This window comes from Candidatus Pantoea multigeneris, assembly GCF_011752615.1.
GTDB classification, from domain to species: Bacteria; Pseudomonadota; Gammaproteobacteria; order Enterobacterales; family Enterobacteriaceae; genus Pantoea; species Pantoea multigeneris.
In genome coordinates this window covers 451,293-467,353 of record NZ_VWXF01000001.1, presented here as the reverse complement: position 1 = coordinate 467,353, position 16,061 = coordinate 451,293, and the positions used below count along the sequence as shown (strand labels likewise).

The following is a 16,061-nucleotide window of genomic DNA, read 5'->3' as shown; positions in this document are numbered from 1 at the left end:
CGGACATGTTGATTTATTCCATTTAAATAAAGTCTGGTTATTCTGTTAAGCGAAAGATTGTAGCATCAATCAGGTAATAGTGAAATTTTACCTATGCAAACACTTTTTTGGGATAAACGCCTGCACTACAGGGGTGGCTTACTGCGTTTCATTATCAACTTTTGTCATTGTGTATTTAATACAGGTGACGTACTGGGAGAAACAGATGAGTCGTATTGCAACGAATAAGGTCAAGACTAACCCCATGTGGTCCACGAAGAACGTCATGAAGCTTGGGGTTTTCTCGACAAATACGGAAGGGGGATGTGCGGTGACTAATGCACCAGAACGCCTGAAGGGGGATGACTGGCATGGCAACCTCGCGATTGCAAAAATGGCAGATGAGGCGGGATTCGAGGCATTTATCCCCGTTGGGCGCTGGAAAGGGTTTGGCGGTAAAAATAACACCGGCGGGGTCTGTTTCGAAACTTACACCTGGGCAGCAGGGATTGCGGCTTCTACCGATCGCATCGCGGTTTTCACCACCTCACATTTACCCACGGTACATCCGCTGTTTGCTGCCAAGCAGGCTGCCACTATTGATCACATCAGCAGCGGTCGCTTTGGTCTGAATATTCTGTGTGGCTGGTATGGGGCAGAGATGCGCATGTTCAACGGGCAGATGATGGAACATGACAAACGCTATGACTATGCTGACGAGTGGCTTGGCATTGCACAGAAAGCCTGGACTAACACTGAACCCTTTAATTTTAAGGGGGAGTATTTCAATGTGGTGGAGGCGGTTTCTGAGCCGAAGCCACTGAATAAACCGTTTTTGATTAACGCGGGTGGGTCACCACGCGGCAAACGTTTTTGCGCGCAATATTGTGATGCTGCATTTCTAATCATCAAACATCAGCAAGGTGAAGCGGCAGTACGCGAGCAAATTGCGTCGTATAAAGAACTGGCGAAAAACGAGTTCGGGCGCGATCTTAAAATTTGGTGTTACGGATATGTGGTGCAAAAAGAAACGGAGCAGGAAGCTCAGGATTACCTGAACTATTATGCGGTAGAGCAGGGGGATGATGAAGGTGTGGATAATCTGACGCGTGAGTTGGGGATTCAGACCGGCATCTTTACCCCGGCGGAGGCCGAGGAGTTTAAGTTTCACTTTAAAGCGGGCTTTGCAGGCGTTCCACTGGTAGGTACGGTCGACAGTATTGTTGAGCAGTTCCAGAAATATTCAGACTGGGGTATTGATGGTATTGCCCTGACCTGGCTGGATTATCACTCGGGTATTAAAGATTTTGTTGAGCACGTACTGCCAGCGCTGGAAAAAAGCGGGCTGCGTCAGCCTTTTACCGCCGAGTAATCAAATGCCGGTCTCCACGCGGAGGTGAAGACCGGCAACGATTTTCAGGACAGGCTCAGCATCTGCTGTGCGGTAGTGAATATAACCTCGCGCTGTCTGGCGGCTGTGGTGTTGCTTTGCTCAAACCACTGCTGCGAAAGCTGCAACCATTCGGGAATATCCGGCTGGCTGGTTTGCCCTAAATCGGAACTGTATATCACCTGTGGTACTTCACTCAGCACCTGAAAGTAATCGTCCCTGGACTGATAGCCGAGCAAGTAGGTAAGCGCGGTTTGTTCGATGTAGACCTGTGGAGCCTGCGCGATCTCGGCGAGATCGCGGGCAGACAGTCCCGTCATTGGGTTAGCGGGTTGGTTCAACATTAAACGCACACCGAACCTGACTGCGGCATCCACCAGATGTCGAACTTCATTAGCATTCGCATGCCCGGTTGAGGTCACCAGTGGATAATCACGCGCCATACGCAGAATATCCAGCGTTGCGGCTGTCAGTTTACCTGACTCATCGCTCACGGTGAGAGGGCGCACCGGATGAGCAGAAAGCACGGGATGGCTGGTGGCACGCTGTAGCGTGCTGGTATGTTTACGCCCGGTCACCGTAGGGAGATGAACGATAAAACGATAGGGCGTTTCACCATTGATCGCCAGACTTCTCTCCACCACGCGGGTGCTAATACCGCCAGAAATCTCATTCAAAACCACCGAAGCGTAAACCGGAAGGCCGAGCTGGCGCGCTTCATAAGCCTGTGCTGCTGTACAACCCAGATGGTTTTTCAGGATCACACTGCCGTTGAATTTTGCGTACAGCTTGCCAACCTGGACTGCACTATGGCGTCGGATATAGGCATCTGGATTAACGTGATAATGGACGTCAATAAAAGCATGGTCTTGGTGGCTCATAAATGCCCCCCTGCGGCGGCTGGCTGAAGGAGTTGTGCTTCAATATGCTGAATCACCAGAGCAAGGTTATCGTTTAATGGACGCATGCCTCCAGCGGGAATCAGTTTCATTTGTCGTTCGGGCTCAGGTGGTAGCGAGAAATTCTCTGCGCGAACCAGACGCGATCGCTCGCCGATAAGATTCAGCAGCGGTCCGCTGTGGGAGGCGGTTTGTGTCTGGATATCCAGCCCGAGCAGGTAAGTAAATCCAGTTACAAGACGAAGGCGACTGAGTGCATCACCGTTAACCGTAATCGCCCTGAGCGCAGGTTCTGGCTGGGTTGACTCAGGTAATACGCACCAGGCGAGGCGTTTTTCTGCCTGTAGCAGGTCACCAGATTGTGCCAGTTCTATCATCCGTGACAGCGATCTTTCGAGTGCCGGTGTACTACGACTGGGTGCAGAAATCAGTAACAGGGGAGTCTCTGGCCACTCCAGGGCCAGCAACTGCGCCAGAGCACCCCCTAAGGCTCCGCCCGCAATAAGGTCAAACGGAGCATGTTCAGCGAGCACGGTTTTCCACCGCTGTGCCAGCCCGGTAATCTTCTCGCCTGTCTGAATCGGAAGTGAAAGCGAATCGACAATTAACAACGAATATCCCCGTGACTGAAAATAGTCACTGAGTGGGGCGAAAAAAGCTCCGTGATCCCAGACTGGCATCACGGGAGACATAACCAGAATTTTTTTCTGCCCGGAACCGAGCCTGACAATAACCGGCGCGTTGCTCATGGTGTTCATCCCTTATGACAGGGCCACCGATCTGAGTGACCGGCGGCAGATGGCGAAATCAATTAATTAAATAACGTTGCTGACGCTGTAGCTGCGCCACCGTTTCGCGGATGGTGGTGTGAACAATCGTTTCAGCACTTTGTACATTCGTGATTAAGTCACTGACTTCACCCGCCCAGATTGCGCGAATATCGACATTATCTTCTGCAAGTGCCTGGCTGTAAGCCTGCCCAAGAGCCTCAACATCCGCCGCCAGAGCCGCTTCTTTACCTATCCACTCTGTAGAGAACGCATTGGCAATTGCCCGCCCGCTATAAGGAGCAGGCCAACTAATACCTCGCACGTCATCAAAGATGCGAGTTCGCACAGTATCGCTGGCCACCGCGTCTACCAGGCGCTGCTTAACCTTCAAAGAGGGAATAGCTTCATCACTGGCGAGGAATCGGGTTCCCAGCATGGCCCCGTCCATACCCAGATCAAATGCCGCTGCAACGCCACGCCCATCCGCGATCCCACCGGCACCGATCAGAATTACGGTTTCACCTAATGCATCACGCACTGCCGGAAACAGTGGCAGTGAGGCCCGTTTCAGGCTATGCCCACCGGCCTCAGCGCCCTGAACAATCAGCGCGTCTGCGCCAGCCTCATGTGCGACAATCGCCTGATCAACATCATGTACCTGCACAATCACTTTGGCACCGTTGCTGTGGATCGGTTGGATAAATGGCTTAACCTCACCGAAGGAGAGTGCAACCACATCCGGGCCATAGTCCAGTGCCAGATGTAACAGCTCCATGCGTCTGGCCACAGTGAACATGACCAGGCCTACTCCCCATGGCTGTTCAAGATCGCGTAATGCACTTAACTGCGGACGCATCCAGTCGGCATCACCATAGCTGGCCCCGAGTAGCCCTAATCCGCCAGCCTGGCTTACGGCACGCGTCAGTTCTGCGCCTGAAACGCCCCCCATGGGGGCGAGAACCAGAGGATGTTGAATATTAAGCAGACGCGTTAATGCGGTAGATAATGTACTCATCACAAACCTCTCATTCACTGTAGCAAGATTAAACAGGCTCGCCCGCGGAGGCTTTAAGTTGAATATATTCATCTACCTTATAAAGATGATATTCCCAGGTGCCGGTCTCTTTGAGTTGCGAATAGCGGGATAAGAAATCCTCATCGCTAAACAGCTTTTCAAAGGCTGAACGACTAGACCACTGCGCCTGATTAATCACAGTTTTTCCATCAACACTTTTTAATAACCGACTCCAGCGAAATGCTGGGTAATTTTCAGAAACGTACTCCACCGTGTCTTTTAATATGGCAATAGCACGGTCCTGTAATCCTTCATTAACCTGAACGACATTAACCAGATAAATTGCATCTGCATCATTGATGGATTGGTTATCAAACGAAGTAAGGTTACTCATAATATTCATCCTGATTTAAAGTATTAATGGCGCGCAGCAAACGTAAACCGTGTTGCCTGCACCTGATGTATTACATACACATAGAGAGTTGATAAGTATTGTGCTGGTTTTACGCCTGAGGTTGTGCCTCTTGCTCAAGCCAGGGTTGATCGTAACGATGCTGTAAGCGTGCCTGTTCTAACGTGCTCCCGGCGTTAATACTGGCAATAATACGGCTTTCCGTCTCCTCCACTCTGGCCGCTTTTTCCAACACTTCCTGTAGGTGTTGACGCGGAATGACCACGACACCACTGGCATCGGCCACTATAGCGTCACCTGGATTGATTGTGACGCCGGAAACCGTTACCGCGACCTGCACCGCCTTTAACTGCACACGATTTTTTGCTGACTGCATAAAACGACCGCGTGTAAAGAGTGGATAATTCAGTTCAAGAACAGTGTGAATATCTCGGGCAACACCATCGATCACCGTACCGCTAATGCCTTTCAGATTGGCAAAGTGGGTCAGAATATCCCCCCAGACGGTACAATCGGTGCGTGCATTATTGGAAGAGACAATAATTGCACCGGGCGGTACCTGGTCAATATAATTGGCTGCATTTTTAAATTCTCGCTGATCTGTTACCGGCTCATATTGCACGGTAAATGCAAAGCCGGAGGTACGTGTGCCCGGCGTTTGTTGAGCAATACCCGCCAGTCCACCGCTAATTCCAATACTGTCGAGCGCATCAGAAATTGAGGCAGTATCGAATTTTGCTAAGGCGTTAAGAAAATCCTGGTCATTATTGAACGGCTGTTGCTGATATCCCATTTAAGCGACTCCACGTCTATTTGAATCAAAGTAATATTGTGCAGACTGAATAATTTCCTCCGCCACTGCCCGCGTGCCGTAAGTGCCTTTGAGGTCATAGGTGCGGATCTCTGAGCGGGCTACTTTCTCAACGGCCTGGGTAATGGCGAGTGCCGCGTCATTCAGTCCCAGATGATCTAACAGCAGCGACAGCGTCAGGAACATCGCGCTGGGATTGGCTTTATCTTTCCCGGCATAAGCAGGTGCACTGCCATGTACCGGTTCAAAATAGGCATTGTGATGGCCAATATTGGCACTTGGAGCAAAGCCAAGCCCTCCCATAATGCCCGCGCCAAGATCGGACAAAATATCGCCAAACATGTTTTCTGCCACAATCACGCCAAATTTTTCCGGGCGTCGTACCATCCACAGTGCGATGGCATCAATGTTTTCCACGTTATAAGCAATGTGAGGAAATTCTGCGGCCACTTCATCAAGGATGTCGCGTGCAAATGCACTGCTGTAACGCAGCACGTTTGGCTTATCAGCAAAGGTAACAACGGAATAGCTGTGTTGCTGGGCATAAGTAAAAGCAAAGCGGAACAAGCGCACAAGCCCTGCTCGTGTTTGCAGGCGAATCGAGATGGCCGCATCTTGCTGCCCGTGGCGCTGCCAGCCAGCCCCTTCTGCTTCACGCCGTTGCAACAAAGGTTCGATTTCATCGGGGATACTGCCAAAATCGAGTCCTGCGTACAGCCCTTCAGTATTCTCGCGGATAACGGTGAAGCGAAAGCGATGATTGCCGAGAATATCAGTCACCGGTCGGACATTAGCGAACAGGTCAAGGTTCTGTCGCAACTGAATGACGGGAGAGACGAACTTATGCCCGGTTCCGCGCAGTGTCGCTGGCAACGCCGCTTCTGCTTCGCGTAACGGTTTGCTGGTAATCGCGCCTAATAGCGTGGTGTCATTGCGTTTGATCGCTTCCCATGTGGCCAGGGGAACAGAATTCCCTTCTTCCTTCCAGCATTCCCAACCAATACGGGCAAATTCGAGATTAAGCGGAATATTCAGTGCTTTAATCACCGGCAAAGTATATTCAGTCACCTCTGCACCTACGCCATCACCGGGTAAAACACAGATATTTTTTGTCAGCGGCTGATTCATCGAACATTTTCCTGTGCAGTCGTGTTGAAGGTGGCGTTCTTATTTACCGGATTGGGTGTCAAAGGGCGGTGAAATGTCGCCTGGTCTTGTTGATACATGACCTGTAAAGCATGAAATTCAGTGGGCAGTGGATAGGTGGAAAGTGTTTCTTTAATACGTGCACTCACGTCATAAGAGAAATTATATGCACCTAACATAATATCTAACAGTGGTGTGGCAATGTGGCTATTGGTGACGCGAGCGGAGGTCTGCTCAGATAATTCCATTACTTTAACCAGGTCATAGTGGTGTCGCGCACCGATGCGCTCAAAATAGGCAATTAATATTGAAAGGTGTAAGTTTCCAGCACCTTTCCCCATGCCACAAATTGAGGTGTCAATATATTCTGCACCTGCTTCAATTGCGCTGGCAGCATTGGCTAATGCAAGGGAAAGATTATTATGGGCGTGAAAGCCCAGAGGCACTAATACGCGGTTAGATACGCGACTGATCAAGCGTTCAACGTCAACCGGGATCATGGTGCCATTCGAATCCGCAAAGCAGATGAGATCAGCACCTGCGGCTTCAGCCTGTAGAGCGGTATCGGTGACGTCGCTGAGGGTCTGCATGGTGACATGCGTGACGTTGGCACTGACGAAGAAACCTAAAGATTTTGCCAGCGCAATAGTGTGCAGGCCTGCCTGCAACTGGTCACGGCGCAAGCAAATTCTTAGCATTGAGATACCTTGTTCCAGCAACATCTCCAGGTCTTGCTGGTTAACATTTTTAGGGTGCACCATCACCGCTAGCGCTAATTGTGTACCCGCTGCCGCTTTTAAGGCACGGAGATAGGACACATTCACTGCGCTGGTCAAGCCATGTTCCGGTTTACGGATAAATGAGCCATTGCAGTAACCAATTTCACAGTAGGGTATTCCTGCAGCGGCGAGTTGAGAAACAGCATGGCAGGCAAATTCTTCGGTAAAGTTAAAGTTATTTCTGTATCCACCATCACGCAAAGTAACATCAAGAATTTTAACGGAATTCATAGCGAGGCCCTTTGAATATTGTTTTCGAATACATATCAACAGCTGACGGAAAGTAGCAGGAGTAAGAGCGCATTTATTCTATTGCTATAGTAAATTATTATATTTAATGACGTAGAACCGGCGATTTTCTGTTTTACGTCACAGCGTTAATAATTAACCGCTGAGGTCACAGTTATATAGTGGATGCGGTATAGCGTAAATTGGTTAGTGTGTCCGAAGTGAGAGGAGTGAATTTCTTTAATCAGATTACAGATTAGGTGAGTGGTGCGGGAATTGGCAGGAGGAAATAAAAAGGTGAGGCCTGAAGCCTCACCTTTGCAGCATTACCAGCTACTGTTGCGGCTCATCACTCCGTTGACCACTCGCGTTCTGTCCCGCGTGACATACAGGCTCAGGATAAAGATACCGAGTGTCACCGCCAGCGTCAGCAGGCCTTGCTCGCGATACTCATCCAGCACGAACATATAGCCGAGCACCGCCACAATCATGAACATCGCCGCCCAGGTGAGCCAGGGGAACAGCCACATTTTAAACGCCGGAGGCATGCCCAAGCGTTCGGCGTTACGGCGCATGATCAGCTGGGAAATGGCAATCACCAGGTAAACAATCAGCGCGATGGCACCGGTGGTGGAGATCAGGAAGTCAAACACCTTGCCGGGGAAAGCGTAGTTTGCAACGCAGGCCGCGAAACCTGCCAGCGTTGAGCCAATCACCGCCATGCGTGGCACGCCACCGCTGGAGATACGGGCGCAGGCAGCAGGGGCATCTTTACGGCGGGCAAGGGAGAACAGCATGCGTGACGCGGTGTATAAGCCGGAGTTCATGCAGCTACAGACGGCGATAAACACCACGATATCCACCATCAGTTTCGCACCCGGCATATTGAGCGTGGTCAGCACAAACTGGAAAGTCCCCTGTTCGCGCAGTCCTGGATTATTCCAGCCCACCAGCGACACCACGAGGAAGATAGAGACGATATAGAACAGGGCAATACGGTACACCACCATGTTGATGGCGCGGCGGATCTTCTCGCCAGGGTTTTTGGACTCCACGGCGGCAATGGTCACGATCTCTGCGCCGAAGAAGGAGAACATCGTCACCAGAATGCCTGCCAGCACTGCGCCGAAGCCGTGTGGCATAAATCCGCCGCTGTTATACAGATGCGCCACGCCACTGACATTGGCTAACGGCCAGAATCCCAGCACCGCCATCAGACCGACCACAATAAAGGCAATGATGGCGACCACTTTCACCAGCGAGAACCAGAATTCAAACTCACCAAAGTTCTTCACATTGAATAAATTGGTCACGGTAAGCAGGGCGATGATGGCGACGGTAAAGGCCCAGGCGGGAACGGCGGTGAAATAAGCATGGAGAATGTTGGCACCGGCAATGGCTTCTACCGGGATCAGCAGTACCCAGAACCACCAGTAGAGCCAGCCAATGGTAAAACCGGCCCAGGGGCCCAGTGCAGCCGAGGCGTAGGTGGAAAACGATCCCGAGTCTGGATGCAAAACGGCCATTTCACCCAGCATACGCATGACTAACAGCACCAGTACGCCGGTCATGGCATAGGAAATTAATATGGCAGGGCCGGTAGTGGCAATGGCATTCGCCGAACCGATAAAAAGCCCGGCGCCGATAATACCCGCGATAGAGATCATGGTGACCTGGCGATTGGTTAAACCATCGCCCAAAGATGTTGGCTCACTTTTTAAATCAGGCATAGTCATTCCTTCCCGCTTGCGATAGGGGTTAATTATGATTAACGCTGTGTTTACTCGTTTAATTATGCTCGCAGTTTTTTGTTGTGATGAAGGTTACATATTTTGTTTTCATTTAGTGCCGGAACACGATAGCGATCACATTAACGGACTGAACGTAAATATTTCCTCCCATTAAACGGTTGCTGGCTTAAATTGAGCGTAACAGTGGCTTTTTTTTCCAGCTTGAATGTTTGCGACATTATTTGAGGCTGTTCGCGCCGCAATGGCATTTATGGAAGGAAGGTGGCGAAATGAAAAAAAGGCAACCGTTTCACGTAATATTATTTTCTTATTATGTGAACGCTAATACATTTCCGACTGGACAAAATCAGTGGCAGTTATTATCAGCGTCCAGGCGCACTGTTTAATGTGCGCCTGGTCACGAATATCTTCAGGTGTATTGCGACTGGCTGAGTTCAGCCTGCTCGATGAGCCAGTCGAAGATAGCGCGTTTGGCTGGGTTGTTTAATGTCCCGTCACTGTAGGCGATAACATAGCGTTTGCGGGCGCTGATAAGCTCGCCAAAGGGAATGATCAACGTGCCTTCATCCAGCTCTTTCTGTATCAGAAACTTACGGGCAATCGCTACGCCCATGCCCATTTTGGCCGCTTCAATGGTCATATAGTTGCGGTTAAAGCAGTGGCCACGGCGGACATCAATCCCCTTGACGCCGGTTTCCTTGAGGTAAAATTCCCACTCGGCATACTCGTAGCTGCCGCGCCATGCGGTGACATCATGCAGCAGCGGATAGTGCACCAGTTGGCTGGCATCAGAGAGCGGCGGCCTGCCCGACAGCAGTGCTGGCGAACAAACCGGGAAGATCTGCTCTTCAAATAATACCGTGGTCAGCAGCCCAGCGTAGCTGCCATCGTTGAGGTCGATCGCCAGATCAAACTCCTCGCCACGGAGCGAATCACTGCTGTCTTCCGCATTAATACGCAGTTCAATGTTAGGAAAGGCTTTTGCCAGGGCCGGCAAGCGCGGCATCAACCACTTATTTAAAAATGAAGGAATACAACGCAGACGAAATACGCCGCTAATCCCGGCGGAGTTGAGATCGCGTAGCTCTTCCATTACCCGTTCATGTATTTCATTTGCGACTAACGCCAGACGTTGCCCCTGCGCCGTGAGCTGCAAACCCCGACCAGCGCGATGAAATAAACTGAATCCAAGATTCTCTTCCAGCTGTTTGATTTGCTGGCTAATTGCACCGGGTGTGACGTTGAGTTCTTCTGCACAGCGCGTAAAAGAGAGATGTCGCGCCGCGCAGGCAAAAACCTGTAAATGAGCATGGACCTGAGAGGTGGTTATTTTTCGCATTCTTTAGTTCAACTAAACCGTGGTTAAGAATATATCGATTGTCACAACAGGGTGCTGTGTCGCACGCTAAGAAAATAAAGTAACCCTTAACTTAATGTGAGATAGCTATCATGGCAATCAGCGTGTTCGATCTTTTTAAAATTGGCATTGGACCTTCTAGCTCTCATACCGTGGGTCCAATGCGTGCCGCTGCGTTATTTATAACGAAACAGCAGGAAAATAGAATATTAGATCAGATTGAACGGGTTGAAGTGCGTTTATATGGCTCGCTTTCTGCCACCGGCATCGGTCACGGCAGCGATCGTGCCAGCGTGATTGGCTTAATGGGGTATTGGCCGGACCAGGTTGATCCGCAAGAAGCCTCGATGCAGGTGGATGAGGTCATTGCGCGGGAAAAAATCCTGCTGGCGGGCGAGCGGGAAGTCAGCTTTATCTGGCAGCGCGATATGCAGCTGCTCGACAGCTCGCTGCCTTATCACCCCAATGGTATGACCATCGTCGCGCAGCTGACCAGCGGTGAGATCGTCGAACAGACCTACTACTCGGTGGGCGGCGGATTTGTGCTGGACGCGGAGCAGGTCGCCAGCGGCGTGCTGGACAGCGACAACAGCGAGCTGCCGTATGATTTTTCCTCTGGCCGACAGTTGCTGGCGTTGTGCAAGCAGCATCAGCTGAGCATCTCGGACCTGATGTTGGCGAATGAACGCGTCTGGCGCAGTGAGCAGGAGATTGACCAACGCATTGCTTCAGTGTGGCAAGCCATGACCGACTGCATCCAGCGTGGATTATCACAGCCGGGCATTCTGCCAGGAGGACTGAACGTGCGCAGAAGGGCGTTTGCACTGCATCAGCAGCTGGTCACGCTGTCTAAATCTAACCTCATTACCCATACGCTCTCGGCGATGCAGTGGGTCAACTTATACGCCATGGCGGTTAACGAAGAGAATGCTGCCGGTGGCCGCATGGTAACCGCACCGACCAACGGGGCCGCAGGGATTATCCCGGCTGTGCTCTACTACTACATGCAGTTCTCACCGGGGGCGACCGCGCAGGATGTGCGCAAGTTTTTCCTCGCGGCAGCAGCAGTGGGCATTCTGTGTAAAAAGAACGCCTCTATTTCTGGCGCAGAAGTGGGCTGCCAGGGCGAAGTGGGATCTGCCTGTGCCATGGCGGCGGCCGGTCTGACAGAAGTGTTGGGTGGCACGCCGGAACAGGTAGAGAACGCCGCGGAGATCGGTCTGGAGCACAACCTCGGTCTGACTTGCGATCCGGTGGGTGGCCTGGTACAGATCCCGTGCATCGAGCGCAATGCGATTGCCGCAGTGAAAGCGATTAACGCCGCGCAAATGGCGCTGAGTGGCGACGGTGAACACTTTATCTCCCTCGACCGGGTGATCCGCACCATGCGTGACACTGGCGCAGATATGCACGAGAAGTACAAAGAGACCTCACGCGGTGGGCTGGCGGTTAACTATGTTGAATGCTAAGGGCAGTGGAGTAACAGGGGGAGAGTATGCTAGCGTGAGTCCCCCTGAAATAGATGAACGCGCCTGGCGAGAACACGCGATGACACTACCGGAAGCACAGCGCCCTTTATCGGTGGGCTTTGTGTTGCTTAACCGTTTTACCTTATTGCCTTTTGCCGCGTTTGTGGACTGCTTACGCCTGTCTGCGGATGAGGGCGATCGCAGCCGCCCGCTGCGCTGCAACTGGACCTTTATGACCAGCTCCGGTGAAAGTGCGGTTGCCAGCTGTGGTGCCATCATCTCACCTTGTAAAACGCTGCGCGATCCGCAGGCGTTTGATTATATCGTGGTGATTGGTGGGGTGCAGGAGGAGCGGGAAAAGGCCGATCAGCGCGCAGTAGAATATTTGCGCCAGGCGGCACAGCTCAATGTACCAATTATTGGTTTGTGTACCGGGGTGTTTACCCTGATTCATGCCGGGCTGATGGCCGGTAAGCGCTGTTGCGTCAGCTGGTATCACCACGGCGATTTAACCCGCCGCTTCCCGGATGTTACGCCGGTGGCCGATCGGCTGTTTGTCGACGAAGGACATTTAATCACCTGCGCAGGCGGTGTTGCGGCGGCGGATGTGGCGGCCTATTTGATTGAGCGCCATCTGGGTAAAGCCTGGGCGATGAAAAGCCTGCACATCATGCTGATTGATGAAGTACGGCGCGGTGAACATCCGCAGCCGCAGCCGGTGATTTTCGAACGCGTGGAGGATCGTCTGGTACGCCGTGCGATTGATATTATTTCGCAGCATCTGGGAGAAGTGATCTCGGTTGAGGAGTTGGCGAAGCGCATCGGCACTTCTCGGCGTAATATTGAACGCAAGTTCCAGGATGAGTTAGGCGTAGGGCCGCAGCGTTTCTCGCGCAATCTACGGCTGCGCTATGGCCTGTGGCTGTTGCACTATACCGATCGCAGTATCACTGCCATCAGCGAGCGCTGTGGCTTTGCGGACTCAGCGCACTTCTCCCGGCATTTCCGCGAAAACTTTGGCTATGCGCCCTCCAGCGTGCGCAAATCCGGCAGCCCGCTGGCGGAAAATCAGGTCGACCCCTTCTTTTTACATATTGATAGCCACGCCACAAAGTGGTGATAAGCCACTGTTCATTGCTGGCGTAATGGCTATGCTCAGACGGTAGCCAGTTTTTCTTCCCCCTGTTTCCCCTCTGCTGACAGCCCCATCAGGCTGTCTTCTGATAGCCCATCCAGCAATAACCTTTTCTTATCGATTAGCGCAAACAGACAAATAATCTCCCTTTCATTTTTTGACCAATCTCGCATTTTTACTGGTGTTGACGTGAAAATGGCTAAAATCTTGTCGCAAACGTTCAAGTCACAATAGAGGCGGATTGCTATGCTGCAATCACTGTAGACGCAGGAGGTAATCCGGATATCTTCCGGGCTTGCTGAGAGCTGTCGGGTCAACTAATCAATATTGAAGGGTAAACGGATGAGTGAGAACCAATTGCAGCATAATGATCCGCAGCTTAACGCGGCGATTGTCAGCGAAATGAAACGTCAGGAAGCCCACATTGAGCTGATTGCGTCAGAAAACTATGCCAGTAAAGCGGTGATGGCGGCGCAGGGTAGCCAACTGACCAACAAATATGCCGAAGGCTATCCGGGCAAGCGTTACTACGGTGGCTGTGAGCACGTAGACGTGGTGGAAAGCCTGGCCATTCAGCGCGCTTGCGAGCTGTTCGGTGCCGATTTCGCTAACGTACAACCCCACTCGGGTGCGCAGGCAAACACCGCAGTACTGATGGCGCTGGTTCAGCCGGGCGAAACCATTCTCGGGATGGCGCTGGCACACGGTGGCCACCTGACGCATGGCGCGGCACCTAATGTCTCTGGCAAACACTACAATGCGGTGCAATATGGTCTCAACCCGAAAACCGGCGAGATCGACTATGAAGAAGTTGCCCGCCTGGCGCAGGAATACCAGCCGAAGCTGATTATTGCCGGTTTCTCTGCCTATTCACGCATCGTCGACTGGAAACGCTTCCGCGAAATCGCTGACAGCGTAGGCGCATGGTTGATGGTGGACATGGCACACGTTGCTGGTCTGGTTGCGGCAAAAGCCTACCCAAGCCCACTGCCTTATGCGCACGTTGTGACCACAACCACCCACAAAACCTTGCGTGGCCCACGCGGCGGCCTGATCCTCTCCGCGCTGGGTGATGAAGCGCTGTACAAAAAATTAAACGGTGCGGTGTTCCCTGGTCAGCAGGGTGGCCCACTGATGCACGTGATTGCGGCCAAAGCTGTCGCCTTCCGTGAAGCGATGGAGCAGGACTTCGTTTACTACCAGGCGCAGGTGGTGGATAACGCCCGCACCATGGCGAATGTGTTCCTGAAACGTGGCTACGATGTGGTGTCTGGCGGGACCGATAACCACCTGTTCCTGGTGTCTCTGATTAATCAGGGCATTACCGGTAAAGCTGCGGATGCTGCACTGGGCCGTGCTCACATTACCGTGAACAAAAATGCGGTGCCTAACGACCCACAAAGTCCGTTTATCACTTCCGGTCTGCGTATTGGTACGCCAGCCGTCACCACCCGTGGTTTTGGTCAGGTGGAGTGCGAGAAGTTAGCTAACTGGATCTGCGACATTCTGGATGTGCTGGCGAAAAAAGAAGACAGCCAGGCGATTGAAGAGCAGGTACGTGCCCAGGTCGCTGAACTTTGCAGCGAATATCCGGTTTATGGCGATGCCGAGCAGGTAGCCGACCACCAGTTCGCTACGGCGTAAATACAGACACTCGCGGGAGAGCACTATGCAGCGTTATTCAGGATTTGGCCTGATTAAAAATGGCCTGACGTATCATGAGAACTGGCAGAAACTGTGGCACAACCCAACGCCAAAAAAATCCTACGATATTATTATTATCGGCGGTGGCGGACATGGTTTAGGCACGGCGTATTATCTGGCTAAAGAGTTTGGTATTCGCAATGTCGCCGTGATTGAAAAAGGCTGGCTGGGCGGCGGAAATACCGCGCGTAATACCACCATTGTTCGTTCAAACTATTTATGGGATGACTCAGCGAATTTATTTGAGCACTCGCTGAAATTATGGGAAGGGCTGTCGCAGGATCTGAACTATAACGTAATGTTCTCCCAGCGCGGGGTATTAAACCTCGGCCACACCCTCCAGGACATGCGTGATATTCAACGCCGTGTTAATGCCAACCGCCTGAACGGGATCGATGGTGAAGTGCTGGATGCACGTGCGGTGAAAGAGCTGGAACCGATGCTGGATTGTTCCGCCAATGCGCGCTATCCGATTATTGGCGCTTCATGGCAGCCGCGCGGTGGTGTTGCTCGTCATGATGCGGTGGCCTGGGGCTTCGCTCGTGGTGCGGACGCACACGGTGTCGATCTGATTCAACAGACCGAAGTCACAGGCTTGATGATCCGCGACGGTAAAATCTACGGCGTACACACCAACCGTGGTGATATCGAAGCGAAAACCGTGGGTTGTGTGGTTGCGGGTAACTCCAGCGTCATCGCCAACATGGCCGGTTTACAGCTGCCGCTGGAGTCACACCCGTTGCAGGCACTGGTTTCCGAGCCGCTGAAGCCGATTGTGAATACGGTAGTGATGTCGAACCACGTACACGGTTATGTCAGCCAGTCGGATAAAGGCGACCTGGTGATCGGTGCCGGTATTGATGGTTTTGTCGGCTACGGACAGCGCGGCAGTTATCCGGTGATCGAACATACCATTCAGGCCATTGTAGAAATGTTCCCGGCGTTCTCGCGCGTGCGTATGAATCGTCAGTGGGGCGGCATTGTGGATACCACCCCGGATGCCAGCCCGATTATCTCGAAAACCAGCGTTGAAGGGCTGTACTTCAACTGCGGCTGGGGAACCGGGGGCTTTAAAGCCACGCCAGGTTCCGCCCATGTGTTTGCCGCCAGCCTGGCGAAACGTGAAATGCATCCATTGGCAGCGCCGTTCTCCATTGACCGCTTCCATACCGGTGCGCTGGTAGATGAACATGGTGCCGCCGCAGTAGCGCACTAA

Annotated in this window: 14 protein-coding genes; 5 read left to right on the top strand and 9 right to left on the bottom strand. The window is 52.2% G+C overall.

Annotated features, from left to right (window positions below; genetic code table 11):
- Nucleotides 1-205 precede the first annotated feature (205 nt).
- Entirely contained in the window at nt 206-1,351 is a 1,146-nt protein-coding gene (locus F3J40_RS02175; RefSeq protein WP_167012406.1) for an LLM class flavin-dependent oxidoreductase, read from the top strand.
- A 44-nt stretch (nt 1,352-1,395) separates the two neighbouring features.
- Here the strand turns inward: F3J40_RS02175 and F3J40_RS02170 are convergent, their stop codons facing one another.
- The 9 genes from F3J40_RS02170 to F3J40_RS02130 form a co-directional block, all read right to left on the bottom strand.
- The gene (locus F3J40_RS02170) at nt 1,396-2,250 is read right to left on the bottom strand and encodes a DUF6282 family protein (protein ID WP_167012405.1); all 855 of its coding nucleotides are present in this window, start codon (nt 2,248-2,250) and stop codon (nt 1,396-1,398) included.
- Nucleotides 2,247-3,017 carry an alpha/beta hydrolase gene (locus F3J40_RS02165; protein ID WP_167012404.1) on the bottom strand — a complete coding sequence of 257 codons (771 nt, stop codon included), beginning with the start codon at nt 3,015-3,017 and terminating at the stop codon, nt 2,247-2,249. Before F3J40_RS02165 ends, F3J40_RS02170 begins: the two co-directional genes overlap by 4 nt.
- A gap of 58 nt (nt 3,018-3,075) precedes the next feature.
- A complete protein-coding gene (locus tag F3J40_RS02160; protein ID WP_167012403.1) occupies nt 3,076-4,053 on the bottom strand; it encodes an NAD(P)H-dependent flavin oxidoreductase in 978 nt (325 codons plus the stop codon).
- A gap of 28 nt (nt 4,054-4,081) precedes the next feature.
- A complete protein-coding gene (locus tag F3J40_RS02155; protein ID WP_167012402.1) occupies nt 4,082-4,447 on the bottom strand; it encodes an antibiotic biosynthesis monooxygenase family protein in 366 nt (121 codons plus the stop codon).
- A gap of 109 nt (nt 4,448-4,556) precedes the next feature.
- Entirely contained in the window at nt 4,557-5,258 is a 702-nt protein-coding gene (locus F3J40_RS02150) for an RraA family protein (RefSeq protein ID WP_167012401.1), read from the bottom strand.
- Complete coding sequence (locus tag F3J40_RS02145) at nt 5,259-6,404, bottom strand: isocitrate/isopropylmalate dehydrogenase family protein (RefSeq protein WP_167012400.1); 1,146 nt, start codon at nt 6,402-6,404, stop codon at nt 5,259-5,261. It abuts the gene before it with no gap.
- A complete protein-coding gene (locus tag F3J40_RS02140) occupies nt 6,401-7,432 on the bottom strand; it encodes a hydroxymethylglutaryl-CoA lyase-like TIM-barrel protein (protein ID WP_167012399.1) in 1,032 nt (343 codons plus the stop codon). The genes F3J40_RS02145 and F3J40_RS02140 overlap by 4 nt, the downstream gene beginning before the upstream one ends.
- Nucleotides 7,433-7,755: 323 nt before the next feature.
- Nucleotides 7,756-9,165, bottom strand: a complete 1,410-nt coding sequence (locus tag F3J40_RS02135) for an amino acid permease (protein WP_370659849.1) — start codon at nt 9,163-9,165, stop codon at nt 7,756-7,758.
- Between the two features lie 424 nt (nt 9,166-9,589).
- Nucleotides 9,590-10,519: a LysR substrate-binding domain-containing protein gene (locus F3J40_RS02130; protein ID WP_167012397.1), complete on the bottom strand. Its 930-nt coding sequence runs from the start codon at nt 10,517-10,519 to the stop codon at nt 9,590-9,592.
- A gap of 110 nt (nt 10,520-10,629) precedes the next feature.
- Between F3J40_RS02130 and F3J40_RS02125 the strand changes: the two genes are divergently transcribed.
- The 4 genes from F3J40_RS02125 (at nt 10,630) to F3J40_RS02110 (ending at nt 16,061) form a co-directional block, all read left to right on the top strand.
- On the top strand, nt 10,630-12,006 hold the full coding sequence (locus tag F3J40_RS02125) for an L-serine ammonia-lyase (RefSeq protein ID WP_167012396.1): 1,377 nt from the start codon (nt 10,630-10,632) through the stop codon (nt 12,004-12,006).
- A 34-nt stretch (nt 12,007-12,040) separates the two neighbouring features.
- Nucleotides 12,041-13,126 (top strand): GlxA family transcriptional regulator, encoded by a 1,086-nt coding sequence (locus tag F3J40_RS02120; RefSeq protein WP_202813421.1) that lies wholly within the window; start codon nt 12,041-12,043, stop codon nt 13,124-13,126.
- A 357-nt stretch (nt 13,127-13,483) separates the two neighbouring features.
- Entirely contained in the window at nt 13,484-14,785 is a 1,302-nt protein-coding gene (gene glyA / locus F3J40_RS02115) for a serine hydroxymethyltransferase (RefSeq protein WP_167012395.1), read from the top strand.
- A gap of 25 nt (nt 14,786-14,810) precedes the next feature.
- A complete protein-coding gene (locus tag F3J40_RS02110; protein WP_017348142.1) occupies nt 14,811-16,061 on the top strand; it encodes a sarcosine oxidase subunit beta family protein in 1,251 nt (416 codons plus the stop codon).

Coding starts and splice junctions, on each gene's coding strand:
- F3J40_RS02155 (WP_167012402.1), bottom strand. CDS start 4,447: ATGAGTAACCTTACTTCGTTTGATAACCAATCCATCAATGATGCAGAT.
- F3J40_RS02130 (WP_167012397.1), bottom strand. CDS start 10,519: ATGCGAAAAATAACCACCTCTCAGGTCCATGCTCATTTACAGGTTTTT.
- F3J40_RS02150 (WP_167012401.1), bottom strand. CDS start 5,258: ATGGGATATCAGCAACAGCCGTTCAATAATGACCAGGATTTTCTTAAC.
- F3J40_RS02165 (WP_167012404.1), bottom strand. CDS start 3,017: ATGAGCAACGCGCCGGTTATTGTCAGGCTCGGTTCCGGGCAGAAAAAA.
- F3J40_RS02145 (WP_167012400.1), bottom strand. CDS start 6,404: ATGAATCAGCCGCTGACAAAAAATATCTGTGTTTTACCCGGTGATGGC.
- F3J40_RS02110 (WP_017348142.1), top strand. CDS start 14,811: ATGCAGCGTTATTCAGGATTTGGCCTGATTAAAAATGGCCTGACGTAT.
- F3J40_RS02175 (WP_167012406.1), top strand. CDS start 206: ATGAGTCGTATTGCAACGAATAAGGTCAAGACTAACCCCATGTGGTCC.
- glyA (WP_167012395.1), top strand. CDS start 13,484: ATGAGTGAGAACCAATTGCAGCATAATGATCCGCAGCTTAACGCGGCG.
- F3J40_RS02170 (WP_167012405.1), bottom strand. CDS start 2,250: ATGAGCCACCAAGACCATGCTTTTATTGACGTCCATTATCACGTTAAT.
- F3J40_RS02140 (WP_167012399.1), bottom strand. CDS start 7,432: ATGAATTCCGTTAAAATTCTTGATGTTACTTTGCGTGATGGTGGATAC.
- F3J40_RS02125 (WP_167012396.1), top strand. CDS start 10,630: ATGGCAATCAGCGTGTTCGATCTTTTTAAAATTGGCATTGGACCTTCT.
- F3J40_RS02160 (WP_167012403.1), bottom strand. CDS start 4,053: ATGAGTACATTATCTACCGCATTAACGCGTCTGCTTAATATTCAACAT.
- F3J40_RS02135 (WP_370659849.1), bottom strand. CDS start 9,165: ATGACTATGCCTGATTTAAAAAGTGAGCCAACATCTTTGGGCGATGGT.